Annotated in this window: 21 protein-coding genes; 12 read left to right on the top strand and 9 right to left on the bottom strand. The window is 67.7% G+C overall.

What is annotated here, in order from left to right; genetic code table 11:
- Positions 1-195: 195 nt before the first annotated feature.
- Positions 196-924, bottom strand: a complete 729-nt coding sequence (locus AC0Z6F_RS18700) for a response regulator (RefSeq protein WP_153676012.1) — start codon at positions 922-924, stop codon at positions 196-198.
- A 127-nt stretch (positions 925-1,051) separates the two neighbouring features.
- Between AC0Z6F_RS18700 and rlmD the strand changes: the two genes are divergently transcribed.
- The 9 genes from rlmD (at position 1,052) to AC0Z6F_RS18655 (ending at position 8,383) form a co-directional block, all read left to right on the top strand.
- Complete coding sequence (gene rlmD, locus AC0Z6F_RS18695) at positions 1,052-2,386, top strand: 23S rRNA (uracil(1939)-C(5))-methyltransferase RlmD (RefSeq protein WP_065723953.1); 1,335 nt, start codon at positions 1,052-1,054, stop codon at positions 2,384-2,386.
- A gap of 33 nt (positions 2,387-2,419) precedes the next feature.
- Positions 2,420-2,905, top strand: coding sequence for a CYTH domain-containing protein (locus AC0Z6F_RS18690; RefSeq protein WP_032972015.1), 486 nt, complete (start codon positions 2,420-2,422; stop codon positions 2,903-2,905).
- A 113-nt stretch (positions 2,906-3,018) separates the two neighbouring features.
- Positions 3,019-3,714 (top strand): DsbA family oxidoreductase, encoded by a 696-nt coding sequence (locus AC0Z6F_RS18685; protein ID WP_012511804.1) that lies wholly within the window; start codon positions 3,019-3,021, stop codon positions 3,712-3,714.
- 163 nt (positions 3,715-3,877) lie between these two features.
- Positions 3,878-4,885: a beta-N-acetylhexosaminidase gene (gene nagZ, locus AC0Z6F_RS18680; protein ID WP_485618060.1), complete on the top strand. Its 1,008-nt coding sequence runs from the start codon at positions 3,878-3,880 to the stop codon at positions 4,883-4,885.
- The gene (locus AC0Z6F_RS18675) at positions 4,885-5,439 is read left to right on the top strand and encodes a hypoxanthine-guanine phosphoribosyltransferase (RefSeq protein ID WP_005410592.1); all 555 of its coding nucleotides are present in this window, start codon (positions 4,885-4,887) and stop codon (positions 5,437-5,439) included. Before nagZ ends, AC0Z6F_RS18675 begins: the two co-directional genes overlap by 1 nt.
- Before the next feature lie 82 nt (positions 5,440-5,521).
- A complete protein-coding gene (locus tag AC0Z6F_RS18670; protein WP_010482830.1) occupies positions 5,522-6,268 on the top strand; it encodes an S-methyl-5'-thioinosine phosphorylase in 747 nt (248 codons plus the stop codon).
- 88 nt (positions 6,269-6,356) lie between these two features.
- Positions 6,357-6,563: a cold-shock protein gene (locus AC0Z6F_RS18665; RefSeq protein WP_005410590.1), complete on the top strand. Its 207-nt coding sequence runs from the start codon at positions 6,357-6,359 to the stop codon at positions 6,561-6,563.
- Between the two features lie 102 nt (positions 6,564-6,665).
- Positions 6,666-7,934 (top strand): FAD-dependent oxidoreductase, encoded by a 1,269-nt coding sequence (locus AC0Z6F_RS18660; RefSeq protein ID WP_485618064.1) that lies wholly within the window; start codon positions 6,666-6,668, stop codon positions 7,932-7,934.
- Between the two features lie 179 nt (positions 7,935-8,113).
- The gene (locus AC0Z6F_RS18655) at positions 8,114-8,383 is read left to right on the top strand and encodes a hypothetical protein (protein WP_065723955.1); all 270 of its coding nucleotides are present in this window, start codon (positions 8,114-8,116) and stop codon (positions 8,381-8,383) included.
- 1 nt (position 8,384) lies between these two features.
- Here the strand turns inward: AC0Z6F_RS18655 and pdeM are convergent, their stop codons facing one another.
- The 4 genes from pdeM to AC0Z6F_RS18635 are packed head-to-tail and all read right to left on the bottom strand — an operon-like array spanning position 8,385 to position 14,071.
- Complete coding sequence (pdeM, locus tag AC0Z6F_RS18650; protein WP_100435090.1) at positions 8,385-9,026, bottom strand: ligase-associated DNA damage response endonuclease PdeM; 642 nt, start codon at positions 9,024-9,026, stop codon at positions 8,385-8,387.
- Positions 9,016-11,472, bottom strand: a complete 2,457-nt coding sequence (locus AC0Z6F_RS18645; protein ID WP_485618066.1) for a ligase-associated DNA damage response DEXH box helicase — start codon at positions 11,470-11,472, stop codon at positions 9,016-9,018. Before AC0Z6F_RS18645 ends, pdeM begins: the two co-directional genes overlap by 11 nt.
- Entirely contained in the window at positions 11,469-13,076 is a 1,608-nt protein-coding gene (locus AC0Z6F_RS18640; RefSeq protein WP_448123308.1) for an ATP-dependent DNA ligase, read from the bottom strand. Before AC0Z6F_RS18640 ends, AC0Z6F_RS18645 begins: the two co-directional genes overlap by 4 nt.
- Positions 13,073-14,071, bottom strand: a complete 999-nt coding sequence (locus tag AC0Z6F_RS18635) for a ligase-associated DNA damage response exonuclease (protein WP_006382707.1) — start codon at positions 14,069-14,071, stop codon at positions 13,073-13,075. The genes AC0Z6F_RS18640 and AC0Z6F_RS18635 overlap by 4 nt, the downstream gene beginning before the upstream one ends.
- A 113-nt stretch (positions 14,072-14,184) precedes the next feature.
- Here AC0Z6F_RS18635 and AC0Z6F_RS18630 point away from each other — a divergent pair, with 113 nt between their 5' ends.
- Positions 14,185-15,822, top strand: coding sequence for an isovaleryl-CoA dehydrogenase (locus AC0Z6F_RS18630; RefSeq protein ID WP_006382706.1), 1,638 nt, complete (start codon positions 14,185-14,187; stop codon positions 15,820-15,822).
- A 305-nt stretch (positions 15,823-16,127) separates the two neighbouring features.
- Here the strand turns inward: AC0Z6F_RS18630 and AC0Z6F_RS18625 are convergent, their stop codons facing one another.
- The 3 genes from AC0Z6F_RS18625 to AC0Z6F_RS18615 all read right to left on the bottom strand — a co-directional run bounded on the left by AC0Z6F_RS18625 (position 16,128) and on the right by AC0Z6F_RS18615 (position 18,337).
- Positions 16,128-16,538 (bottom strand): hypothetical protein, encoded by a 411-nt coding sequence (locus tag AC0Z6F_RS18625; RefSeq protein ID WP_004153031.1) that lies wholly within the window; start codon positions 16,536-16,538, stop codon positions 16,128-16,130.
- A gap of 157 nt (positions 16,539-16,695) precedes the next feature.
- Positions 16,696-17,037 carry a hypothetical protein gene (locus AC0Z6F_RS18620; protein ID WP_004153024.1) on the bottom strand — a complete coding sequence of 114 codons (342 nt, stop codon included), beginning with the start codon at positions 17,035-17,037 and terminating at the stop codon, positions 16,696-16,698.
- A gap of 124 nt (positions 17,038-17,161) precedes the next feature.
- The gene (locus AC0Z6F_RS18615) at positions 17,162-18,337 is read right to left on the bottom strand and encodes a thiolase family protein (RefSeq protein WP_012511797.1); all 1,176 of its coding nucleotides are present in this window, start codon (positions 18,335-18,337) and stop codon (positions 17,162-17,164) included.
- A 183-nt stretch (positions 18,338-18,520) separates the two neighbouring features.
- Here AC0Z6F_RS18615 and AC0Z6F_RS18610 point away from each other — a divergent pair, with 183 nt between their 5' ends.
- A complete protein-coding gene (locus AC0Z6F_RS18610) occupies positions 18,521-21,364 on the top strand; it encodes a S8 family serine peptidase (RefSeq protein ID WP_485618069.1) in 2,844 nt (947 codons plus the stop codon).
- A gap of 44 nt (positions 21,365-21,408) precedes the next feature.
- On the opposite strand, the gene AC0Z6F_RS18605 is transcribed toward AC0Z6F_RS18610, so the two are convergent.
- Entirely contained in the window at positions 21,409-22,506 is a 1,098-nt protein-coding gene (locus AC0Z6F_RS18605) for a Glu/Leu/Phe/Val dehydrogenase dimerization domain-containing protein (RefSeq protein WP_004153019.1), read from the bottom strand.
- Between the two features lie 278 nt (positions 22,507-22,784).
- On the opposite strand from AC0Z6F_RS18605, the gene AC0Z6F_RS18600 reads away from it, so the two are divergent.
- A complete protein-coding gene (locus tag AC0Z6F_RS18600; protein WP_004153018.1) occupies positions 22,785-23,861 on the top strand; it encodes an HDOD domain-containing protein in 1,077 nt (358 codons plus the stop codon).
- Positions 23,862-23,864 lie beyond the last annotated feature (3 nt).

Raw genomic sequence — 23,864 nt, 5'->3', positions numbered from 1 at the left:
CGGTGTGGGTTGGCAGGACCGTTGGCGCCATGGATGGCGCCATCGAGCCCCCATGGACGGGTTTACGGCGTGTCCTGCCAACCCACACCGCCCCGCCCAACAAGCAGAAAACCAGAGCCGCTCTGGCTCTGGCCTTTGACGTTGCCCTGGCTTGAAGCTTGGGCGGGTGCAGGGCGCAGCCCTGCCGAGCAACCCTCAATGCAGCAGGGCAGCTACCGCTGCGCGGAATCCCGCTTGGGCCTGACCGGACTCCGGCGCATGATGCAACTGGCGCACCGCACGGGCCAGACGTGCCGCGCCCACGAACCCGCAGCTGGCCTGCAACCGGTGCAACTGGCTGCGCAGCTGGCGCTCGTCGTGCTGGTCCACCGCCTGCTCGACCGCATCGCGTACACCCGGCAGCTCGGCCAGGAACAACTCGCGCAGGGCGATCAGGTGGTTGCGCTGGCCATTCAGCGCGGCCAGCGCCGCCGTCTCATCCCAGTCCTGTACCTGCAGCTCGACTGCCGCCGGCGGTTGGGTCAGGACAATCCCGGCCGGACTGTTGACCAGGGCGCGGCGCACGGCCTTCAGCAACTGGTCGCGGCCCAGCGGCTTGACCAGGGTGTCGCTGAACCCGGCCTCGCGCAGGCGGGCATGAATGGAGGTATCGCCGTCGGCGGTATGCGCCAACGCCGGGGTATCGGGGTGCGAACGGCGCAGTTCGCGCAGCAGCTGCGCGCCGTTGCCGTCAGGCAGGTTGACGTCGATCAGCCACAGGTCATGCGCGCCGGGCTCGGCGCTGGCCAGGGCACTGGCCAATGAGTCTGCGGTGTCCACGTCCGCCGGTAACGTTTCCAACGCCGCTTTGAAAAAACCGCGGCTGATGATGTCGTCCTCGACAAGCAGGAAGCGGGGCCGGCTGGCCCGCGGGGTCATCTGCATCAGGGCTGCCTCCATGTCAGCTGCTGTAATCATCAAGCACGGCGGCGGCGGGCGCAAGCGGGTCCGGACCCTGCCGGTCAGGATCTGCGACAATACGCGCCCATTTTTGCCCGCAGCCTGTCGCCACGTGGCCCGATCCCGTTCCCGCATCGACCGTACCCCGTTCCAGACCGAAATCCTCGACCTCAGCCATGATGGTCGCGGCGTTGCCCGCCGTGAAGGCGAAGGCGGCAAGGTCACTTTCGTCAGCGGCGCCCTGCCGGGCGAGGTGGTCCTGGCTGAACAGACCGCCCGCAGCCGCCATTTCGACGAGGCGCGCACGGTGGAAGTGCTGCAGGCCTCGCCGCAGCGCGTAACCCCGAAGTGCCCGCACTTCGGCACCTGCGCCGGCTGCGTGCTGCAGCATCTGGACGAAGAGCAGCAGATCGTCGCCAAGCAGCGCGTGCTGATGGACAACCTGGAGCGCATCGGCCACGTGAAGCCGGGCACTGTGCTGGCGCCGCTGGTCGGTGAGAGCTGGGGCTACCGCCGCAAGGGCCGCTTCTCGGTGCGCCGGGTCGAGAAGAAGGACAAGACCCTGGTCGGTTTCCGTGAACAGGACCCGCGATTCGTGGCCGATCTCAGCCAGTGCCTGACCGTGATCCCGGAAATCGGCACCAAGGTCGAGGCGTTGTCGACCTTCATCGAGTCGCTTGATGGCAAGCGCGACATCCCGCAGATCGAATTCATCGCCGGTGACCAGGCCGTGGTCCTGACCGTGCGCCACCTGCAGCCCCTGAGCGATGCCGATCGTGCCGCCTGGGCCACCTTCGGCCAGCAGCATGGCTTCGTGATCTACCTGCAGTCCGGTGGCGTGGATACCGTGCAGCCGCTGGACGGGCAGGGCGTGCCGCTGTCGTTCCGGCTTGCGCCGTGGGACGTGGAGCTGGCGTTCCGTCCGCTGGACTTCATCCAGGTCAACGCCAAGCTCAACGAGAAGATGATCGCCCATGCCCTGGATCTGCTGGAGCCGGGTGAGGACGAGCGCGTGCTGGACCTGTTCTGCGGCCTGGGCAATTTCACTCTGCCGCTGGCCCGCCGTGTGCGCGAAGTGGTGGGTGTGGAAGGCGATGCCGGCCTTGTCGCCCGCGCCCGAGAGAATGCCGAACGCAACGGCCTGGCCAATGCCCAGTTCTTCAGCGCCGATCTGACCCAGGACCAGCGCAGCACGGCGTGGATGCGCCAGGGCTTCGACAAGCTGTTGCTGGACCCGCCGCGTTCGGGCGCGATCGAAGTGCTGCAGCAGCTGCCGCTGAAGCAGTTCAAGCGCATCGTCTATGTCAGCTGCCACCCGGGCTCGCTGGCACGCGATGCCGGCTACCTGGTCAACGAACAGGGCTTCACCCTGGTCAGCGCCGGCGCCATGGACATGTTCCCGCATACCGCGCACGTGGAAAGCATCGCGGTGTTCGAGAAGCGCTGATCGGCTGTCATGCCCATCGCGCATAATGGTGCGATGGGCATCGAAATCGAACGCAAATTCCTCGTCAGCAGTGATGGCTGGCGCACTGCCGCGCACCGGGTGATCCCGATGGCGCAGGGCTACATCAACGACCTGGGCGCGCTCGACCGCGGCACCCAGAACGCCTCGGTGCGCGTGCGCATCGAAGGCGACCATGCCGCGCTGAACCTGAAGTCGCGCACCATCGGCCACACCCGCCAGGAGTTCGACTATCCGATCCCGGTGGACGATGCCCGCGCACTGCTGGCGCTGTGCGTGGGTGGCCTGATCGACAAGCGCCGCCATCTGGTCGAGTACGCCGGCCTGACCTGGGAAGTGGACGAGTTCCTCGGCGACAACGCCGGCCTGGTGGTGGCTGAGGTTGAGCTGGACAGCGCTGACCAGGCTATCGACCTGCCGGACTGGGTTGGTACCGAAGTCACCGACGACGCCCGCTACTACAACGTCGCGCTCGCCAACCACCCCTATTCACAGTGGTGAATCCAGAAAAAGGGGACGGAGGGGATTAAGTCGCCTTTACCCCATCTGTGCGGAAAGCGACTTAATCCCCTCCGTCCCCTTTTATCGAAGGTGTCGGCCCCCATGTGGAGGGGATGAGAATCGACATCTACTCCGACGTGGTCTGCCCCTGGTGCTGGATTGGCAAGCATCGTTTCCAGCAGGGTGTGCAGTTGCTGGGCGCGGACGCGCCTGAACTCGACATCCATTGGCAGCCGTTCCAGCTGGATCCGGACGCGGACGCCACCCCGGTTCCGCTGCGCGAGGCCTACGTGCGCAAGTTCGGTGGCGTCGAGCGGACCGAGCAGATCCTCGGCCAGACCCAGACCACTGCGCGTGCAGAAGGCCTGCCGATGGACTTCGGCCAGGGCCAGGTGCGGGTGACCACGCTGCCGGCGCACCGGGTGCTGTGGCTGGCCGGCCAGCACGGCGTGCAGGATGCGGTCGGCGAAGCGCTGTTCCGCGCCCACTTCGAGCATGGCCAGAACCTGGCGGACCCCTCGGTGCTGATCAAGGCCGGCGTGGCTGGCGGCCTCGACGCGGGTGAAATCGCGCAGATGCTGGCCTCCGACCGCGGCCTGGCCGAGGTCGAAGCCAAGCTGGCGCAGGCCCATGCGCTGGGCATTTCCTCGGTGCCGACCTTCGTCATCGATGGAAAGTGGGCCATTTCCGGGGCGCAGCCGCCGGAGGCCTTCGCCAACGCGCTGCGCCAGATCGCTGCCGAACAGGGCGCTCCGGCAGCTTCGGCTGACGGAGACGAGGCCTGCGGCCCGGACGGCTGCAAGGTCTGACCGGATCCGAAAAGGGGACGGAGGGAATTAAGACGTATCCAGCCCGTAGGGGCCGATTGCGGCTTAATCCCCTCCGTCCCCTTTTTCTGACCACTGCGCCTGTCGGCCGGTTCTGCGACAATGCGGCACTGCGCCATGCGGGCGCGTGTTGTGGAGATCGACCATGCTGCTGATCGGCGTTGCCGGCACCGAACTGACTGCCCAGGAACGTGACTGGTTGCAGCACGATGCCGTGGCCGGGGTGGTGCTGTTCAAGCGCAACTTCGCCTCGCGCCAGCAGGTGACCGATCTGAGCGCGGCGATCCGTGCCGCCGCCCCGCGCCCGCAGCTGATCTGCGTGGACCAGGAAGGCGGCCGTGTGCAGCGTTTCCGCGAAGGCTACAGCGAGCTGCCGCCGCTGCAGGACATCGGTGCGCTGTACGCCACCGACCCGCAGCAGGCGCTGGCCCTGGCCGAACAGCACGCCTGGCTGATGGCCAGTGAAGTGCGGGCCAGCGGCCTGGACCTGAGTTTTGCGCCGGTGGTCGATCTCGGTCGTGGCAACCGCGCCATCGGCAACCGTGCCTTCAGTGAAGACCCGCAGGTGGTTGCCGCGTTCACTGCCGCCTACGTGCGCGGCATGCACGCGGTCGGCATGGCGGCCACGCTCAAGCATTTCCCCGGTCACGGCACCGTGCTGGAAGATACCCACGTGGATACCGCGATCGATCCGCGCGCGCTGGACGAGCTGCGCGCGCAGGACCTGGTGCCGTTCCAGGCCGGCGTCGCCGCCGGTGCCGACGCGGTGATGATGGCGCACGTGGTCTATCCGCAGGTTGCGCCTGAGCCGGCCGGCTATTCCCCGCGCTGGATCCAGGACATCCTGCGTGGCGAGCTCGGCTTCCGCGGCGTGGTGTTCTCCGACGACATCGGCATGGCTGCTTCGCACAGTGCCGGCGGTGTGCCGGCACGCGTGCACGCGCACCTGGATGCCGGCTGCGACGTGGTGCTGGTCTGCCACCCCGAACTGGTCGATGAAGCCCTGCACGCCGTGCAGGGACGCTCCCTCAATACTGCTGCGCTGCTGGGCCTGCTGGGCCGCGGCGCGCTCGGCTGGGACGGCCTGCTGGCCGATGCCCGCCATGGCGACACCCAATCCCGTCTGCTTGAAACCCTTGGAAGAACCGTCTGATGCCCAACCTCACCATTTCCCAGGCCCTGGCCCAGGCTGACCTGCTGGTCGACCGCCCCACCATCGACAAGGCCATCGCTGGTATCGCCGACGCCATCGCGCGCGATTACAAGGGCGAGGTGCCGCTGTTCCTGTCCATCATGCACGGTGCGCTGCCGTTCGCCGGCCAGCTGGCGCTGGAACTGGGCGCGCGCGGCCAGGACGTGCAGTTCGATTACCTGCACGCCACCCGTTACCGCGGTGAAACCACCGGCGGCGACCTGGTCTGGAAGCACAAACCGGCCACCTCGCTGTTCGGCCGCCGCGTGCTGCTGGTCGACGATATCCTCGACGAGGGCTACACCCTGCAGGGCGTGCGCACCTGGTGCCTGGAACAGGGCGCGACCGACGTGCGCATCGCCGCGATGACGGTGAAGAAGCACGACCGCGCGCTGCCGGACGTGACTGCCGACTACGCCGGCATCGAACTGCCGGACCGTTACGTGTTCGGCTTCGGCATGGACGTCAACGAAACCCTGCGCTGCGTGCCGGCCATCTACGCGATGAAGGAATAACGGCGCAGCCGCCCGCGGCGCGTCTTCTTCTGCCGCCGGCATCCTCGGGTGCCGGCGTTCGTCTTTTCATGGAGTGCTTCGAATGCAACAGATCGCCCTGGCCGTGATCGGCGGTACCGGTGTCTATAACCTGGCCAAGCTTGACGACGTGCAGACCCACGAGGTCGACACCCGCTTCGGCCGTCCGTCGGGCCCGGTGCGCGTTGGTACGCTGCTCGGCCATCGCGTGGCGTTCCTGGCGCGGCATGGCGAAGGCCATTCGCTGCCGCCGCACAAGATCAACTACCGCGCCAACCTGGCCGCGCTGCAGCAGCTGGGCGCGCAGCGCGTGCTGGCGTTGAACACGGTGGGAGGCATCACCGAACACTTTGGTCCGCGCGTGCTGGCCTGCCCGGACCAGATCATCGACTACACCTGGGGCCGCATCAGCACGATCTGTGAGGAAGAAGGCACCGACGTGGTCCACGTTGATTTCGGCCACCCGTACACACCAATGCTGCGCAGCAAGATCCTGGCTGCGGCCAAAGTGACCGGCGTCACGGTCCATGACGGTGGCTGCTACGGCGCAACACAGGGCCCGCGCCTGGAAACCATCGCTGAAATCGCCCGTATGCGCCGCGACGGCTGCGATCTGGTGGGCATGACCGGCATGCCGGAAGCCGCCCTGGCACGCGAGCTGGGGCTGGATTACGCCTGCCTGGCGATCATCGCCAACTGGGCTGCCGGCTGTGGTGATGGTGAGGAGATCACGATGGCCGAAGTGCTGGCCAACGTGCAGGCGGCCGGCAACGGACTTCCGGAACTGGTGGGCGAATTGGCACGGGGGTGATTGTCTTCCCCGAGCAAGCTTTGCATACTCAGCTTGTGCGCGGGTTCAGCGTACACCACCCATTCATTGCATAAGGTCTCGCATCACCATGCCGAACGGTACCGTCAAGTGGTTCAACGACGCCAAGGGATTTGGCTTCATCTCGCCGGAGGATGGCAGCGCCGACGTGTTCGCGCACTTCTCCGCCATCAACTCCAAGGGCTTCCGCAGCCTGCAGGAAGGCCAGCGTGTCACCTATGACGTGACCCAGGGCCCGAAGGGTGCCCAGGCTTCGAACATCACGCCGGCCGAGTGATCCACTCGACAGTGCGTTGAAAACCCCGCTTCGGCGGGGTTTTTTTTGCGCGGATTGCCCGCGACCCGCTCGCGATCCACCCGCCTCGGGCACAATGCGGCCATGACGGAACGACTGCGCATCGCCGTGATCGGCTACGGTACCGCTGGACAGGCAGTGTCCATCCTGCTCACCCGTGACGGCCACGAGGTGGAGATCTTCGAACGCGTGCCCACGCCGGGGCCGGTGGGTGCCGGTTTCCTGCTGCAGCCCAGCGGCCTGCAGGTACTGTGGCAGATGGGCCTGCTTGATTCCGTGCGCGCACATGCCGCGCCGGTGCACCGCCTGTATGGCGACACGCCGTGCGAGCGCGCGGTGATGGACATGCGCTACGAGGGACTGGATGCGCGCCTGCACGGCCTGGGCATGCAGCGCGGGGCCTTGTTCTCGCTGTTGGACGAGGCGCGCGCAGGCGAGGGCCAGCTGCATGCCGGTACCACCATTACCGAGGTGGATGCCGAACACGGCCGTCTGCGCGACAGCGACGGGCGCACGCATGGCCCGTTCGACCTGGTAGTGGTCGCCGATGGCGCCGCGTCGACGCTGCGCGGCACGATCGCCGGCGGTGCCGGGCTGGACCGCGTGTATCCGTGGGGGGCGCTGTGGTGCCTGCTGCCGGCCGAGGACTGGCCGCACGTGCAGGAGCTGCGGCAGCGTTACGTGGCCGCGCGCAAGATGATCGGACTGCTGCCGGTCGGCACGCGCCCCGGTGATGACACGCCGCGCCTGAGTTTCTTCTGGAGCCTGCCACGCGCTGACTTCGAACGCTGGCAGGCCGATGGCATGACGCCCTGGCTGGATGAACTGCATGCGCTGTGGCCGCAGGCCAGTACGCGCTTCGCCCATCTGCGTGATGCCGGCCAGTTGGCGCGCGCGGTCTACCGTGATGCGGTGATGACGCGCTGGCACCACGGCCGCATGGTGCTGGCCGGTGATGCCGCGCATGCGATGAGCCCGCAGCTGGGGCAGGGCGTGAACATGGCGCTGCTCGATGCGCTGGCGCTGCGCGATGTGGTGCGCACCTACGGCGGCAGCACGGTCGCGCTGCAGGCCTACCAGGCGCAACGCAGGGCACACGTTGCGGTGTACCAGCGCTGGAGTCGTTGGCTGACGCCGCTGTTCCAGTCCGACCGCGACGCCTGGGCGAAGGCGCGTGACGTGCTGCTGGGCCCGATGGGGCGCCTACCCGGGGGCCGTGGCCACATGCTGCGCGTGCTCAGTGGCACCCAGCACGGCTGGTTCGGTGCACTTGCACTGGATCCGGCGTTCGTCGACGCACTGGCCACTGCAGCGGAAATGCCTCGTATCAACGCGATTTCGGCCAATGCGTGAAGCGCGTCGTCACCTGAATTAACGGTTGCCTCACCGCCGATATGCGAGAAGTAGGTTGCACGCGATTGCGCGTCGCCCGTTTTCCTTTCCGTGATCAACATCGCGCGTGGCCCGGGCGGCGCTGCCGTTGCGGCCTGTTGCGGCCCGGATGTGCCGCTGATGTTGAAGAGGAGGACGCCATGTTGTTCGCGGTCGAGGAGCTGGAATCGGAAATCTGCAAGCTGCGCGGATTGCTGCAGATGCTGCACGAGGACCAGCCCGACGTACTGGAGGACGTGTTCGAGTTCCATGTCGGCAGCCTGATCAGCCATGCATCGCAGGAGCATCACGCGCGTATCCGCGCCTGTGCGCAGGAGATGCTGGCGGTGATCCGGGCACTGCCGCGGCGACGTGACGGTGACACGCCGGACTTCCGCGTGATGCCGGAGCTGGACATCCGCCCGGCTTGAGTCATGGCGCAGGCAGTTGTACCAGGCTGCCTTCCACGCAGGCCAGCATGCACTCACCGCGTACCGGTGCAGGAACGATGCCGGCGGTGAACGCGGAGAACGCGGGCAGGACCGTGATCCGCTCGCGCAGCCAGAAGGCGGGAAAGCGGCGGCGCAGCGAAGGCAATGCAACCTGCGGATGCAGATGCCCCGCGATCACGTGCAATGCTGCATCCGGTGTTGGTTCATGGCGGAGCAGGAATGGCGGCAGTCGCGCTTCCTCGTGGATCTGCACCTGCAGTTGGGCATGCGGCAGCTGACGGTCGTGATTGCCGCGCAGCACATGAACGTCCAGCCTGGCATTCCGTTCGCGCCAGCCCAGCCACTGCTGGTACCACGCTGCGCGATGCGCTGGCCCATGCAGGATGTCGCCGAGAATCCACAGTTCGCGACAGGCATGCTCGTCCAGCAACACCTGCAGTCGCTGCAGGTCTTCCGAAGTGCCGCCGCTCGGCAGCGCGATCCCCGCGCGGCGGAACACATCAGCCTTGCCCAGGTGCAGGTCGGCGATCAGCAGCGCCTGCCGCGCCGGCCAGTACAGTGCGCGCGTGCCGGCAACAATCATCGGCTCGCCGGCCAGCAGCAGCGAAAGTTCATCGGCCATGGCGGCGTTCCAGCTGGTGTGCGGCGCGCTGCACGCGGGTCCGCCAGTCTTCGTTGCTGAACTGCCCGCGCAGCCGCTCGGCCCACAGCGGGAACCCCAAAGGCGTGAGTGATGAAGGGCGCTGCACCGAAAGGGACTTTGTGCCGATCTTCGCCAGTACCTGCTGCAGTCCGGGAAGGTCCAGGCTGTCGTGCAGCACTTCGTGTTCGGCCAATGCCAGCAGCAGATGGTCGGGATCGTGCTCGCGCAACACGTCGTACAGCAGGCCCGCCGAGGCCTGCAACTGGCGCAGCGAACGCGGCATGCCGCCTGGCAGGCTCGGCACCAGCAGGCCGGCCACGCGCGCGATGCCGCGGAACTGCCGACGCGCCAGCTCACCGAGGTTCACCGCTGCACGCAGGTCATCGAGCAGTTGATCGGTGGTGAACAGGGCCAGCCACTGCTGCGCGTCCAGATCGACCGCCTGTGCCGGTGCCAGCACCAGGCCGTGGTCGTTCACCGCATAGCCGATGCTGTTGCGCTGCAGGCGCGTGAGGCGCAACGCCAGCAGTGCGGCCAGTGCCTCGTGAACGTGACGGCCGGCAAACGGAAACACGAACAGGAACTGGCCCTCACGGCGCCGCACCTCCTCCACCAGCAGGCGGTCCCGCCCCGGAAGTGCGGACAGCTGCTCCTGCAGTGCCAGCAGCGGTGCCAGCCAGCGTGATTCGGCACTCGCGTCGGCCCCTGACAGGACCGCTTCCAGTTCGTGCCCGAGCGCCATCGACAACGGCAGTTGGCCACCCTGCCAGCGCGGCACAACGCCGTCGCCAGCTCCGCGCGCCAGCCGCACGAAGGCGGTCATGTCGCGCAGCTGCACCAGCTCAAGCAGGCGGCCCGCGAACTGGAAACGATCACCGCGGCGCAGACGGCTGGCGAACTGTTCCTCCACCGCGCCCAGGCCTCCGCCGCGCAGGAACTGCACGCGAACGCTGCCATCGCTGCTGATGGTGCCGATCGACAACCGGTGGCGCAGCGCCTGGCGGCGATCATGCATGCGGTAGTGGCCATCGGCGTCCTGCACCACCTTGTGGAAATCGGGGTACTGGGCCAACGCCTGGCCGCCCTGCACGATGAATGTCAGCACCGCCTGCCACTGATCATCAGCAAGTGCGGCGAAGGCATGGGTGCGTCGTACCTGCGCCAGCAACGCATCGCTGTCGAAGCCGCCGGCGAGCGCGCGGCTGACCGCATGCTGGGCCAGTACATCCAGCGACAGCGTCGGCGGTCGCCGTGCTTCGACCACGCCTTCACGCAACGCGCGGCGCACGGCCGCGTACTCGGCCAGTTCCAGCGCGTGGCTGGGAATGCACAGGACAGCGCCGCTGGTACCGGGACGATGGCGCGCGCGGCCTGCGCGTTGCCGCAGGCGTGCCACGCCCTTCGGGCTGCCCAGCTGCAGCACCTGTTCGACCTCCGGAAAATCCACGCCCAGGTCGAGGCTGGATGTGGCGACGACGCAGCGCAGGGCGCCTGCACGCAGGCCGTCCTCCACCTGCTGGCGCAGCGCCGGATCCAGCGAGCCGTGGTGCAGCGCCAGCGTTTGCGGGTCTTCCGGCCAGACCGCGGCCAACGCCTGGTGCCACAGTTCGGCCTGCGCGCGGGTGTTGGTGAACAACAGGCTGCTGCGCGCCTGCATCAGCGCGTCCAGCACACGCGGCAGCTGTGCAAGGCCAAGATGCCCCGCCCACGGAAAACGTTCGCCCGGTTCGGGCAGCAGGCTGCGTACCGTGATCGGGCGCGGGCGGACGCCTTGCACGGTCGGTGCGTCCGGACGGTCGGGCAGCAGCACGTCGCGCGCCTGGGCAAGATTGCCCAGCGTGGCCGACAGCCCCCACAGCTGCAGCGAGGGGGCGGCGCCGCGCAGCACCGCCAGGTTCAACTGCAGCAGCACGCCGCGCTTGTTGCCCAGCAGTTCGTGCCATTCGTCCACCACCACGCAGCGCAGCTGGCGCATGCGCGGCAGCGTATCCGGATAGCTCAGCAGCAGCGCCAATGATTCCGGCGTAGTCACCAGCACATCGACACGGCCCTCGCGTGCCTGTCGGCGTTCGTGGCTGCTGGCGTCGCCACTGCGCAGCCCGACGCGCCAGCCCAGTCCCAGTCCATCGACCACGGTCTGCAGTGCACGTGCAGTATCGCTGGCCAATGCGCGCAAGGGCGTGACCCACAGCACCTGCAGCGGACGCACTGAACTGGCGCGGCGGAGCGGCGGCGGATCGATCATCGCCTGCAGCAAGGGGCCGCCGAACATCGCCAGTGTCTTGCCGCTGCCGGTGGGTGTGTGCAGCAGGCCGGATTCTCCTGCCAGGTAATGCCGCCACATCGCGCGCTGGAACGGCAGTGAGCGCCAGCCTCGCGCCGCGAACCAGTCTTCCAGCCGGCGCAGCGCCTCGCTGCGGGTCATCGTGCCAGCGCCTGCAGGGTGGCCAGCTGGTCGGCCTCACTGGCCGGTTTGTCGTGCCGCCAGCGCAGGATGCGCGGAAAACGCACGGCGATGCCGGACTTGTGCCGGCTGCTGCGGTTGACCGCTTCGAATCCGAGTTCGAATACCTGTTCGGCGCGCACGCTGCGTACAGGCCCGAAGCGCTCACGCGTGTTGGCGCGGATCCAGCGATCGAGGGCAAGGATCTCCTTGTCGTCCAGACCCGAGTAAGCCTTGGCTACTGGCACCAGCGTGTCGCCGTCCCAGATCCCGAAAGTGTAGTCGGTGTACAGCGTGCTGCGCCGCCCGTGTCCCGCCTGCGCGTACAACAGCACGGCATCGATGGTGAGTGGATCGACTTTCCATTTCCACCAGTCGCCACGTCGTCGTCCGGACTGGTAAGCCGATGCGCGCCGCTTCACCATCAATCCTTCGACACCACGCTCGCGTGCTGCTTCCCGCAGTGCTGCAGCCTGCGACCAGTCATCGGCGGGAACTTCGGGCGAGAGCTGGATACGCGTGTCGCCCAGTGCGCCGATGACTTCGGCGAGGCGTATGCGCCGTTGCTGCAACGGCAGTCCGCGCAGATCCGCGCCCTCTTGTTCAAGCAGGTCGTAGGCCAGCACCCGTACCGGTGTGTTGCGCAACGTCGCCGCACCGGGCTTGCGCCGTTGGATGCGGGTCTGCAGCGCGGTGAAGGCGCGCGGCAGGCCGGTGGCCTCATCCCAGGCCAGCAGCTCGCCGTCCAGCACGCAGCCATCGGGGAGGCCCATCGCCGCCTGTTCGATCTCGGGGAAGCGGCCGTCCAGGCGTTCCTCGCCGCGTGACCACAGTGCCACTTCGCCACGCCGGCGCAGCAGTTGCAGGCGGATGCCATCCCATTTCCATTCCAGCAGCCAGTCGTCGACGGGACCGAGGCGATCGCCGGGAGCGCCTTCCAGTGGCGAGGCGAGGAAGAACGGGTAGGGCTGTTGCCGGTCCAGTGGCAGCTCGTCCGGCGACAACAGCTGGCCCAGCAGCCCGGGTGAGGGCACCCAGTCGCCGAGCATGCGCTGGGCGATGCGCGCGATGTCCAGGCCGGACCATTCGGCCAGCGCCTGCTGCACCAGACGCTGCGAAACACCCACGCGCAGGGCGCCGGTCAGCAGTTTGTTGAACACCAGGCGTTCGCGGCTGCACAGCTGCTGCCAGCCCGAGACCACCGCCTCGCGGCGTACCGGTTCGGGCTGGTTGGCCACGGCCAGCAGGTGCTGTTCGATCCATTCGGCCAATGGCCGGTCGAGCGAAGGCTGCGCTGGATCATCCAGCAGCAGGGTCAGTGTCTCGGCCAGGTCTCCGACCTGGGCATAGCTGTCTTCGACCAGCCACGGTGGCAGCGCTGATTCTTCGGCAATCCAGGCGCGCAGTTCGCCACTGGCGGCGATCTTCCGGCGTGCACCGCCCACTTTGCCGCCGCTGAGCAGGTACAGCGCCCACGCCGCATCATGCGCACGCGCGTGGCGGAAGTAGTCGACCAGCGCCGCACGCTTGTCCAGTGTCGCGGTGCTGCGGTCCAGGCGCTGGTAGAGCACGGCGAAGGCCTTCATTCCTCACTCCCGAAATCGGTACGGAAGGCTTCGGCAGCCACGCCGCGCTCGCGCAGGTAGGGGATCAATGCATCGGTATTGCCGTGGGTGGCGATTACCCGCTGCGCGCCGGTCTGTTCGATGGTCTGCAGCAGTGCGGGCCAATCGGCGTGGTCGGAAATGACGAAACCGCGATCGACATTGCGGCGGCGGCGGTTGCCGCGCAGTTGCATCCAGCCCGAGGCGAAACCCAGCTGGTGGCGGCCGAAGCGGCGCATCCATGGTGTGCCCGCGGCCGAGGGTGGGGCGAGGATCAACTGGCCCGCCGCGTCCGGCTGGCGGCCCTGTTCGGCCACGGCGAGCGTCTCCAGCATCGGTACGCCGGCCTGCCGGTAGACCGCCACGCCATTGGCTATGGCGCCGTGCAGCCAGGCCGGGCGATCATCCAGCGGCAGCAGTTCAGCCAGCACCCGCTGCGCCTTGCCCAGGGCATAGCAGAGCAGGATCGCGGCCTCGCCGCGCTGCTCGCATTCGCGGCGCCAGGCGACGATCTCTGCAGCGACTGCGGGGGTGTCCGGCCAGCGGTAGATCGGCAAGGCAAAGGTGGCCTCGGTGATGAAGGTATCGCAGGGCACCACTTCGAACGGCGTGCAGGTGGGATCAGGCTGGCGCTTGTAATCGCCGGAGGCTACCCAGACCTGCTCGCCGTCATCGATGCGCACCTGCGACGAACCGAGTACATGGCCGGCCGGATGCAGCGACACCTGCACCCGGCCGAGCTGGAAGGGCAGACCTTCGGCATGCGCCTGCACCGGCACATCACCGAGCCGCCAGCGCAGGATCGGCAGGCTGCCTTTGCTGCAGTGGTATTCGCCCATGCCCGGGCGGGCGTGGTCGCCATGGCCATGGGTGATGACCGCGCGCGGCACCGGCCGCCAGGGATCGATATGGAAATCACCCGCGGCGCAGTACAGCCCTTCCGGGCGCAGTACCACCAGATCGTCGTTGCCTGCCATGCGATCACTGTGGCGCGCGCTTCGTGCACGGGGTGAGAATCGGCCTGAACGCGGGCTTGGCGGGCGATGCGGCACAATCGGGACGCACACTTCTTGCCGCCAGGATGGACCGGATGAGTGGACCGAGCTTCAGCAGCAATGCGCCCTTCGAAACCCATGTGGTGCTCAACCAGCCACCCCCGTTTGCCGGCCGCCAGCTGTGGACCGATGATGTGGCGTTGATGGAGGCGGTGCAACGCGAAGGCGCCGGCAGCTTCGCGCCGCGGTTGGCGGTGTACGGCGCGCTGGCCGGTGATGAGCTGTACCGGCTCGGCTTCGATGCCAACCGCGATCGCCCGCGCCTGCGCACGCATGACGCGCAGGGCCACCGCATCGACAGCGTGGAATTTCATCCCGCGTATCACCAGCTGATGGCGGCGGCGAAGCAACATGGCGTGGCTGGACTGTCCTGGCATGAGCCGCAGCCAGGTGCGCACGTCGCACGTGCTGCGTTGAGTTACCTGCACCACCAGGCCGAGGCCGGCACCAGTTGCCCACTGACCATGACCCACGCAGCGGTGGCGGTGCTGCAGTCGCAGCCGCACCTGGCCGAGTGGGCGCGCAAGGCCGCCGCGCCGGTCTACGACCCGCGCGATGTACCGGCAACGGACAAGGCCGGCATCACCCTTGGCATGGGCATGACCGAGAAGCAGGGTGGTTCGGATGTCCGTGCCAACAGCACGCGGGCCGAACCGATTGATGGCGAGCGTTACCGGCTGGTTGGCCACAAGTGGTTCTTTTCGGCACCGATGTGCGATGGCTTTCTGGTGCTGGCACAGGCACCGGGGGGATTGACCTGCCTGCTGATGCCGCGCCGGCTGGCCGATGGCGACCGCAATGCGTTCCGGCTGATGCGGCTGAAGGACAAGCTCGGTGACTGGGCCAACGCGTCCAGCGAGGTCGAGTTCTGCGGTGCGCAGGCATGGCGCGTGGGCGAGGAGGGGCGCGGCGTGGCCACCATCATCGGCATGGTGATGATGACCCGCCTGGACTGCATGCTCGGCGCGGCGGCGGAGATGCGCATGGCCTTGGCGCAGGCGCTGCACCATGCACGCCATCGCCGCACGTTCGGCAAGCTGCTGGTGGAGCACCCGCTGATGGCCAACGTGCTGGCCGACCTGGCGCTGGAGTCGGAGGCGGCCACGGTGCTGTCGATGCGCATCGCGCGTGCAGTGGACCGTGCCGGTGTGGACGCCAAAGAGGCGGCGCTGGCGCGGGTGGGTACGGCGCTGGGCAAGTACTGGGTCTGCAAGCGTGCGGCGGGCTTCGTCAACGAGGCGCAGGAATGCCTGGGTGGCGCGGGCTATGTGGAAGAGTCGATGCTGCCGCGCTTGTACCGGCAGGCACCGTTGAATTCGATCTGGGAGGGCAGCGGCAACATCCAGTGCCTGGACGTACTGCGCGCGCTGGCGCGTGAGCCGGAGGCGCTGGAGGCACTGCGCACGGAACTGGCGTCGGTGGCCGACCGGGATGCGCACTATGCAGCGGCATTGCAGCGCTGGGCAGCGGCGGCGCCGCCGGACGAGTCGCAGGCGCGGCTGTTCTGCGAGCGCACTGCGCTGCTGCTGCAGGCGGCATTGCTGCTGCGTGCGCACAGCCCGATGGCGGAGGCGTTCGTGCGCAGCCGGTTGGAAGGAGAGCATGGGCTGGCATTCGGGACGCTGCCGGTGGGGCTGGATCTGTCGGCGATGCTGGCGCGCGCGCTGCCGTAGGAGGCGGCCAACGGCGGAGCCCCTCGTGGTGGGCGCTGATATCGGCGGTGGCCGCGCGAGTGGGTTGCGCAGGGGACGCCGTGAACCCGTCCTTGGGGGCTTGGCCGCGGCATCCATGCCGCGGACACCCCTGCGCAGCCCACCCGCGCGTCCTTGGGCGGTTTCCGTGCCGTCCACCACGGAATCAACAGAAAGAGCGGAGAGCGAAAAGCAGAAAAGCCGCGGCAGTGCCGCGGCTTTTCCTGTGGAGCCGAGCCGATGCTCGGCTGGCCGGTAGCGCCGGGCCATGCCCGGCGAACGAACAGTTAGTGCTTGGCTTCTTCCTTGGCCGCGTTGCTCTTCGCGTCGTTGGCGACATCGCGGGCCTTGTCGGCAACCTTCTGCGCGGCGTTGGCGGTGGCGTCGCTGGCGTGTGCGGCGGCGTCGGTTGCAGCGTCCTTGGCCTTGTCGGCAGCGTTGGCGGTAGCGTCTGCTGCCTTGTCCAGCGCCTGCTGGGTATCGGCGGCGGCCTGCTCGGAGGCGGCGGCGGTCTTGTCGGCGGCTTCGCGGGTGGCAGCCGCAGCCTTGTCGACGGCGTCGCGGGCGGCAGCGCCAGCGCTGTCGGCGGCCTGCTGTGCATCCTGCTTGGCCTGTTCGGCTTCCGGGCCCTTGCAGGCGGCCAGGGCCAGCAGCAGGGAGGCGGCCAGCAGGGTGGTGGTGATCGGACGAATCTTCATGGCGGTCTCCGGTACTGCAATGGATGGGGACGCCAGCCTATTCATGCCGTTGTGAAGACGGGGTCGCGATGCAGCGGCTCAGTCGCGCGCATTCGGGAAAAGAAAAAGCCGCTGGCGAACCAGCGGCTTTTCCAGAACAGCGTGAAGAAAGAAGTTATTACTTCTTGGCTTCTTCAGCAGCGTCCTTGGCCTTCTCAGCGGTGCCTTCAGCAGCCTTGGCAGCGTCAGCAGCGGCGCCGGCAGCGGCGTCGGTGGCAGCAGCGCCAGCCTGGGCAGCAGCGTCAACCGAAGCGTCAGCAGCGGTGGCGGCGGTGTCAGCGGCCTGCTGGGCAGCGTCGGCGGTCTGGGCGCCAGCAGCGGCGGCCTGGTCGGCAGCAGCCTGGGCTTCGGTGGCGGCTTCGTTGGCCGAAGCAGCGGCGTCCTGGGCAGCTTCCTGCTTCGAGCAGGCGGCCAGGGCCAGAGCCAGGGACATCGCGACCAGCAGCTTGTTGATGCTCATTGTGTAAATCCTCGTCGTTAGAATTAGGCAACGCGCATGCTGCGCGCCGACAACATGATGACAAGCCAAGATTGGGTGTCAAGCGATCCCGCATTCATTTTTGCGAAATCATCGTTAAATCTTTTTAAATCAATTCGATGGCGATTGCGGTTGCTTCGCCGCCGCCGATGCACAGGGTGGCAATGCCGCGCTTGCCACCGCGCGTGCGCAGGGCGTTGACCAGGGTCACCACCAGGCGTGCGCCGGAGGCACCGATGGGATGGCCCAAAGCGCAGGCACCGCCATTCACGTTGAGCTTGTCGTGCGGGATGCCCAGTTCGCGCATCGGTGCCATTGCGACCACGGCAAAAGCCTCGTTGATTTCGAACAGGTCGACCTGGTCCAGCGACCAGCCGGTCTTGTCCAGCAGCGTGTGCAGCGCGCCGATCGGGGCGGTGGTGAACCACTCCGGTTCCTGCGAATGGGTCGCGTGGCCGACGATGCGGGCCAGCGGCGTGATGCCGCGCGCCGCGGCGTCTTCCTCAGTCAACAGGACCACTGCAGCAGCGCCATCGGAGATGCTGGAGGAGCTGGCGGCGGTCACGCTGCCGTCCTTCTTGAAGGCCGGACGCAGGGTCGGAATCTTGGCGATGTCCGAACGGCCCGGCTGCTCGTCCGTGGCGACCTCAACCTCGCCCTTGCGGGTGGCGACCTTCACCGCGACGATTTCATCGGCGAACGCACCGTTGGCCTGTGCCGCCTGCGCGCGCTTGACCGATTCGATGGCGTAGGCGTCCTGCTCTTCGCGGCTGAACTGGTACTTGTCCACCGCACATTCGGCGAACTCACCCATCGCCTTGCCGTCGTATGCGTTGACCAGCCCATCGTGGGCCATGTGATCGACCGCCTGGAAGTTGCCGAAGCGGTTACCGGTGCGCGAGTTGGGCAGCATGTGCGGCGCGTTGGACATCGATTCCATGCCGCCGGCGACAACGATGCGGGCCGAACCGGCCTTGATCAGGTCATGGCCGAGCATGATGGTCTTCATGCCCGAGCCGCATACCTTGTTGAGGGTGGTGGCACCGACCGAGAGCGGGATGCCGGCAGCGATCGCGGCCTGGCGGGCGGGCGCCTGGCCGAGGTTGGCCGGCAGCACGCAGCCCATCAGGACTTCAGAAACGTCGCTGGCCGGGACACCCGACTGCTCCAGGGCGGCGGCGATGGCGGCCGCGCCGAGGGTCGGGGTCGGCACACCGGTGAACTGGCCGAGGAAGGAGCCGATGGCGGTGCGCTTGGCGGCGGCGATGACGATGTTGGACATGGCAATCTCGTTGATGCGTAAGCAATGTTCGGAAAGGAGACCGGGGGCCGTTGGAAGCGTCCCGGTTTCCCGGCAGACTGCGTGGGGGTCGGCCCAAGTATAGAGGGTCGGGGAGGGCCGCCGCTGGGCGCCGCCGCATGCCTGCCAGGATCAAGGCAGGCCAACGTTCATGGGAAGGAATCGATGGAACGCACGACGATGATGAGGTCTGTCCTGGCAACCGCGCTGGCGCTGGCGCTGACGGCCTGTGGCGGCGGCGGGGGCGGCAGCAACGTACGCGTCGATCCGCCGCCGGCCACGCCCACGCCGCCGACGCCACCCCCACCCACTACGCCACCGCCGGCCAAACCGCAGGAGCCGACGTTTGATGCGCATCTGGCAGTCACCAACGCGCGTGCCGCACAGGCCACCGGACTGACGGGGCAGGGTGTGCGCATCGGTATCGTTGACTCGGGCGTGCAGCGCAATGCGGTGGCCCTGAATGGACGGGTGCTGGCCAACTTCAACTACATCGATCCGGCCAGGAACAATCTGGGCGTTGACGACGTGGTCGGCCATGGCACCGCGGTGGCCAGCCTGGCCGCCGGCGCAGCGGTGGGCTCCTGGCCGGGCGGCATCGCGCCGGGTGCGCAGATCGTCTCGGCACGGATCATTTCCGACAAGCCGCCGACCGATGACGGCAGTGGCCAGGGCAATGCCTTCAGCGGCCCGCTGGGCGTGGCCCAGGTCCACCAGGACCTGATCAGCTACAACGTGAAGGTGATGAACAACTCATGGGGCGGCCTGTACTGGACCGACCTGCCGACCACCGCGCAGGTCGCTGCCGAGTACCGGCCGTTCGTGATCAGCCACGGTGGCCTGGTGGTGTTCGCTGCCGGCAATGATGGCCGCAGCGAACCGAGCAGCTTGGCCGCCCTGCCCAGCCAGAAGGGCGTGGCCGGCTCACTGCCTGCGGCCGATCTGGAGCGCGGCTGGCTGGTGGCGACCGCGGTCGATCCGTACACGCCCGGCGCACGTGCCAGCTACGCCAACGCCTGCGGCCAGGCAGCGCGCTACTGCCTGGCGGCACCGGGCAGCGCGGTCTATCCCGATGCCAATGGCGGCAGCTACTACTGGAACTACGGCACCTCGTTCGCGGCGCCATTGATTTCCGGCGCGGCCGCCCTGGTCTGGCAGCGCTACCCGTACTTCGACAACAACCTGGTGCGGCAGACCCTGCTAGGCACCGCCAAGGACATCGGCGCGCCCGGCGTGGATGCGGTGTTCGGCTACGGCCTGCTCGACATCGGTCGTGCGATCAAGGGCCCAGGTCGCTTCGACTGGGGTGACGTTGTAGCCAATGTGGATGTTGCCTCGACCGGTTCGCTGTGGAGCAACGATATCGTCGGCAGCGGCGGGCTGGTCAAGCAGGGCGGGGGCACCCTGGTGCTGGCCGGCAACAACAGCTACACCGGCGCCACCCGCATCGAACGCGGCATCCTGTCGCTGCAGAACGGTGGCGTGATCCGTTCCAACGTGACCATCCTCGGCCAGTCCGATCCGGATTCGACCGGCCTGCAGTTCAATGGCGGCACGCCCCGCGTGATCGGCAATGTGATCAATGGCAGCAGCGTGTTCCTGACCACCGGCAACACCACTGGCACCATCGAGGGTGACTATACCCAGCAAGCCGGCGCGCAGCTGATGATCGCACTCGGTGCCAAGGCCCTGCAGGTCACCGGCAATGCGAAGATCGACGGCGGAGTGCGCGTGCACGGCGTTGTCACCGGCTACGTGCCGCAGAACGGTGCCCGCCAGGATCTGATCCATGCGGTGGGCAGCCTGAGCGGCACTTTCAGCACCCCGGCGACATCAAGCGGCCTGGACGGTGTCAGCCTGCTGCAGAGCAGCTATGGCTATGACAGCAACAACGCCTGGTTGAACCTGACACAGGTGAGCGTGAGTGCAGCGGCCACTGGCCTGGGTGTCTCTGCGCAGGCTGCGGCGCAGCGCCTGGAAGGGGCGTTCGCTGCACTCGACCGCAATGCTGGCCTGCAGGGATCGGCGTTTGGCACGGCGGCCGGTGCGCTGCAGAGGACCGGCGGCGGCAGCGAAGGTTTGGCCGCCAGCCTGCAGAGCCTGTCCGGGCAAGCGCACGCGAGGGCCGAGTCGGCCACCTTCGACAGCATCGACATGTCGCGGCGCGCGATCGCCGAGCGCTTCGATCGCGTGCAGGCTGCACCGCGGCTGCGCGGCACCTGGCAGAGCGCGCTGGGCGAGGCCGGGCAGGGCAGCTTCGCCGGCAACACCGCCGACAGCCACGGCTGGATGGCGGGCCAGGATCTGCCGCTGGGCAGCAACGGATTGATGGGCGTGGCCTTCGGCGAGACCCGCAGCAACGGTGGCAGCAGCTTCGGTGGTGATCGTGGCCGCGACCGGCAGGCACAGGCGCAGCTGTATGCCGGCTGGAACCTTGGGCGTGGTTATGCACTGGCCCAGTTCGGCAGCGGTCAGTTCACCCGCGCGCTGGACCGCCAGCTGCTGCTGGGCGCTGGCGCGTATGGCGTGTCTGCACGCTACGGTGGCCGTTTCAGCAGTGCCAGCGTCGAAGGCGGTTATCGCTTCGGTCGCGCAGGGGCATCGTTGACGCCGTATCTGGGGGCCAGCAGCACCCGCGTCGATACCGATGCGTTCAACGAATTGGGCGGGTTCGGCTTCGGCCTGCGCGGTGATGCCAACCGTGTGCAACGCAGTCAGGTGCTGGCCGGCCTGCGTGGTGAACGTGGGTGGGGACGCTGGACCGTGCGTGGTCATGCCGAATGGCAACAGCGCTTGGATGCACGCGACGCGGACTGGCAGGCCAGTTTCGTCGGCGTCGATGCCTGGGCGCCGCTGGCCGGCTGGGATGCGCCACGCGGCAGTGCGCTGTTCGGTGTGGCGCTGGAATCGTGGTGGGGCCGCAATGGCCGTCTGAGCCTGGGCTTCGACCAGCGCATCGGTGGCGAAGGCGCGCGGCAGGCAGCATTGCGCTACAGCACCGGCTTCTGAAGGACGGGTCGCGCCGGGTCAGGCCCGGCGCGACCACGGCAGGCTCAGCCGCCGCGCAGGTTGCCCAGACGCGGGGTGCTGCGGCCCAGCGGCATCTTCAGCTTGCCGATCGACAGGATGCGGCTCTCGGCGATGCGGTCGGCCGCCCGCTGCGGCGCGATGTTCTCGCGCTGCGACAGTTCGAAGATGCGGGTGAGGTTGTGGTAGATGCTGCGGATCAGGCGCATGGCGCGTTCGCGGTTGTAGCCATCGATCTCCAGCGACACGTTCATCACGCCACCGGCGTTGACCGCATAGTCCGGCGCATACAGGATGCCGCGCGCGTGCAGCTCGTCGCCGATTTCCAGGCTCGACAGCTGGTTGTTGGCGGTACCGCAGATGATCTTCGCCTTGATCCGCGGCAGGGTGTCGGCGTTGATGGCGCCTTCCAGGGCGCACGGTGCGAACACATCGGCGTTCACTTCGTGGATCTCGTCCGGCTTGACCGCTTCAGCGCCGAAATCGCTGACCGCACGATCGACCAGGGCGCTGTCCAGATCGGTGACATACAGCTTGGCACCACGATCGCGCAGCAGCTTCACCAGTTCCATGCCGATGTGGCCCAGGCCCTGCACCGCGATGCTGGTCTTGCCCACTTCCTCATGGCCGAACTTGAAGCGCATCGCCGCCATCAGCGCCTGCAGCGCACCGTAGGCGGTGAAGGGCGCCGGATCGCCGGAGCCGCCATGGACCTGGTGCACGCCGGTCACGAACTGGCTCTCCAGGTAGATGTTCTCCATGTCGTTGACGTCGGTGCCGACGTCCTCGGCAGTGATGTAGCGCCCACCGAGCGAATCGACATAGCGGCCGAAGGCACGGAACAGAACTTCTGTCTTGTCCACCTTCGGGTCGCCGATGATCACGGCCTTGCCGCCACCCACGTTGAGGCCGGCCAGCGCATTCTTGTAGGTCATCGTCCGGCTCAGCCGCAGCACGTCAGCCAGTGCCTCGTCGGTGCTGGCGTAGGGACGCATGCGCACGCCGCCCAGGGCCGGGCCCAGGGTGGTGTTGTGGATGGCGATGATCGCCTGCAGGCCGGCGTCGTGGTTGTGGCAGAACACCACCTGTTCGTGGCCGGTGGTGGCGAGGGTTTCGAATAGCATGGCGTCTCCGATGGCGCGAACAGCGGCGAACTGCAGCGAACGGCCAGTGAACGGTAGGGTCCCAAAACAAAAAAAGCGACGTCGTCGGTGCAGGGGGACGGGTCGCGCGGCGCCATTCTAGTCCATTCCCCCGGCCGGTGCCGTCGACATCGGTAGCCTTCCGGTTAAAGAAGATGAAAGTGCGGCCGATGCTGCGACGACGGCGGGTCGCCGGATTCGTGTGAAGAGGCAGGGCAGTCAGTGACGGCACGGGCACCACAACGACAGGGCGGGCGGCGATGACGCCGGCCTGGTGGCGATCGCTGCGCGGCTGGCTGGCGCGCTCGACCGGGGCTGCGCCGTCCCGCCTTGCAGCGGCATCGCGACAGGCCGTGGCGGCTGCAGCGGCCAGCCTGCAGGGTGAAGCCCTGCCATCGGCGGAGATCGCGGCACATCTGCAGCGCGGCCTGCACGCGCTGGCGCTGTACCCGCGGCTGGCCGGTGAGCCGGCGCCGGTGCAGGATCCGGCGTTGGGGGAAGCGGTGGCACGCGCGCTGCAGGACCGCGACTGGGCCACCCGGCAGCTTCCACGCCGTCCGCAGCTGCTGCCGCAATTGATCCAGACCGTGAACGACGATGCCGCCTCGGCACGGGTAATGGCCGCGATCATCGGCCAGGACCCGGTGCTGACCGGCAATTTGCTGCGCATCGCCAACAGCCCGGCCTACAAAGTGCACGAGCGACCGGTGGAAAGCCTGCAGCGGGCGGTGACCCTGGTCGGTACCGAAGGCGTGCGGCAGATCATCAGTGCGGTGCTGGTACAGCCGGTGATGCAGATGCAGTGCGATGCGTTCCCGCAGTTCAGCACGATCATCTGGGAGCACGCGCTGCTGGCTTCGCGCGCGGCTGCCGACCACGCGCGCACGGTCACCTTCGGTGATGCCTTCGCTGCACAGTGGCTGGGCCTGGTGCAGGGGCTGGGCGCGGCGCTGGTGATGCGCCAGCTGCTGCAGGAAGCGCAGGCGCGTGGCGAAAGCGTGGAACCGGCGCTGGCATTGCAACTGCTGCAGCAGTGGTCGCTGCCGTTGGCACAGCGCGTGGCAGCAGCATGGGAACTGCCCGAGCCGGTACACCAGGCGCTGGCGCCCGAGGCAGATGGCCCGCTGGCCGACAGCCTGCGCCTGGCCAGCGCGGCGGCTGCGGCCAGCCTGTTGTGCCGCCATGGCCATGCCAGCCAGGGCCGCATGCTGGCCCTGCTTGAACAACTGCCGTCGGCGCCGCCGCATGCGCTGCGCTGGATCTGGCGGCGCCTGCATGGGCGCAGCGTGGAAACGCGGGATGACGCCGCACAGGACGAGGCCGGAACGGCACCTTGAGCG

It is taken from the genome of Stenotrophomonas sp. 1L-E-5-B-C3, assembly GCF_057292075.1.
This window is presented reverse-complemented; position numbering and strand designations above follow the sequence as displayed.

Coding starts and splice junctions, on each gene's coding strand:
- AC0Z6F_RS18625 (WP_004153031.1), bottom strand. CDS start 16,538: ATGAAGATTCGTCCGATCACCACCACCCTGCTGGCCGCCTCCCTGCTG.
- AC0Z6F_RS18600 (WP_004153018.1), top strand. CDS start 22,785: ATGACGCCGGCCTGGTGGCGATCGCTGCGCGGCTGGCTGGCGCGCTCG.
- AC0Z6F_RS18675 (WP_005410592.1), top strand. CDS start 4,885: ATGCCCAACCTCACCATTTCCCAGGCCCTGGCCCAGGCTGACCTGCTG.
- AC0Z6F_RS18610 (WP_485618069.1), top strand. CDS start 18,521: ATGGAACGCACGACGATGATGAGGTCTGTCCTGGCAACCGCGCTGGCG.
- AC0Z6F_RS18700 (WP_153676012.1), bottom strand. CDS start 924: ATGCAGATGACCCCGCGGGCCAGCCGGCCCCGCTTCCTGCTTGTCGAG.
- AC0Z6F_RS18660 (WP_485618064.1), top strand. CDS start 6,666: ATGACGGAACGACTGCGCATCGCCGTGATCGGCTACGGTACCGCTGGA.
- nagZ (WP_485618060.1), top strand. CDS start 3,878: ATGCTGCTGATCGGCGTTGCCGGCACCGAACTGACTGCCCAGGAACGT.
- AC0Z6F_RS18670 (WP_010482830.1), top strand. CDS start 5,522: ATGCAACAGATCGCCCTGGCCGTGATCGGCGGTACCGGTGTCTATAAC.
- pdeM (WP_100435090.1), bottom strand. CDS start 9,026: ATGGCCGATGAACTTTCGCTGCTGCTGGCCGGCGAGCCGATGATTGTT.
- AC0Z6F_RS18645 (WP_485618066.1), bottom strand. CDS start 11,472: ATGACCCGCAGCGAGGCGCTGCGCCGGCTGGAAGACTGGTTCGCGGCG.
- AC0Z6F_RS18635 (WP_006382707.1), bottom strand. CDS start 14,071: ATGGCAGGCAACGACGATCTGGTGGTACTGCGCCCGGAAGGGCTGTAC.
- AC0Z6F_RS18605 (WP_004153019.1), bottom strand. CDS start 22,506: ATGCTATTCGAAACCCTCGCCACCACCGGCCACGAACAGGTGGTGTTC.
- AC0Z6F_RS18665 (WP_005410590.1), top strand. CDS start 6,357: ATGCCGAACGGTACCGTCAAGTGGTTCAACGACGCCAAGGGATTTGGC.
- AC0Z6F_RS18615 (WP_012511797.1), bottom strand. CDS start 18,337: ATGTCCAACATCGTCATCGCCGCCGCCAAGCGCACCGCCATCGGCTCC.
- AC0Z6F_RS18690 (WP_032972015.1), top strand. CDS start 2,420: ATGGGCATCGAAATCGAACGCAAATTCCTCGTCAGCAGTGATGGCTGG.
- AC0Z6F_RS18655 (WP_065723955.1), top strand. CDS start 8,114: ATGTTGTTCGCGGTCGAGGAGCTGGAATCGGAAATCTGCAAGCTGCGC.
- AC0Z6F_RS18630 (WP_006382706.1), top strand. CDS start 14,185: ATGAGTGGACCGAGCTTCAGCAGCAATGCGCCCTTCGAAACCCATGTG.
- AC0Z6F_RS18685 (WP_012511804.1), top strand. CDS start 3,019: ATGAGAATCGACATCTACTCCGACGTGGTCTGCCCCTGGTGCTGGATT.
- AC0Z6F_RS18640 (WP_448123308.1), bottom strand. CDS start 13,076: ATGAAGGCCTTCGCCGTGCTCTACCAGCGCCTGGACCGCAGCACCGCG.
- AC0Z6F_RS18620 (WP_004153024.1), bottom strand. CDS start 17,037: ATGAGCATCAACAAGCTGCTGGTCGCGATGTCCCTGGCTCTGGCCCTG.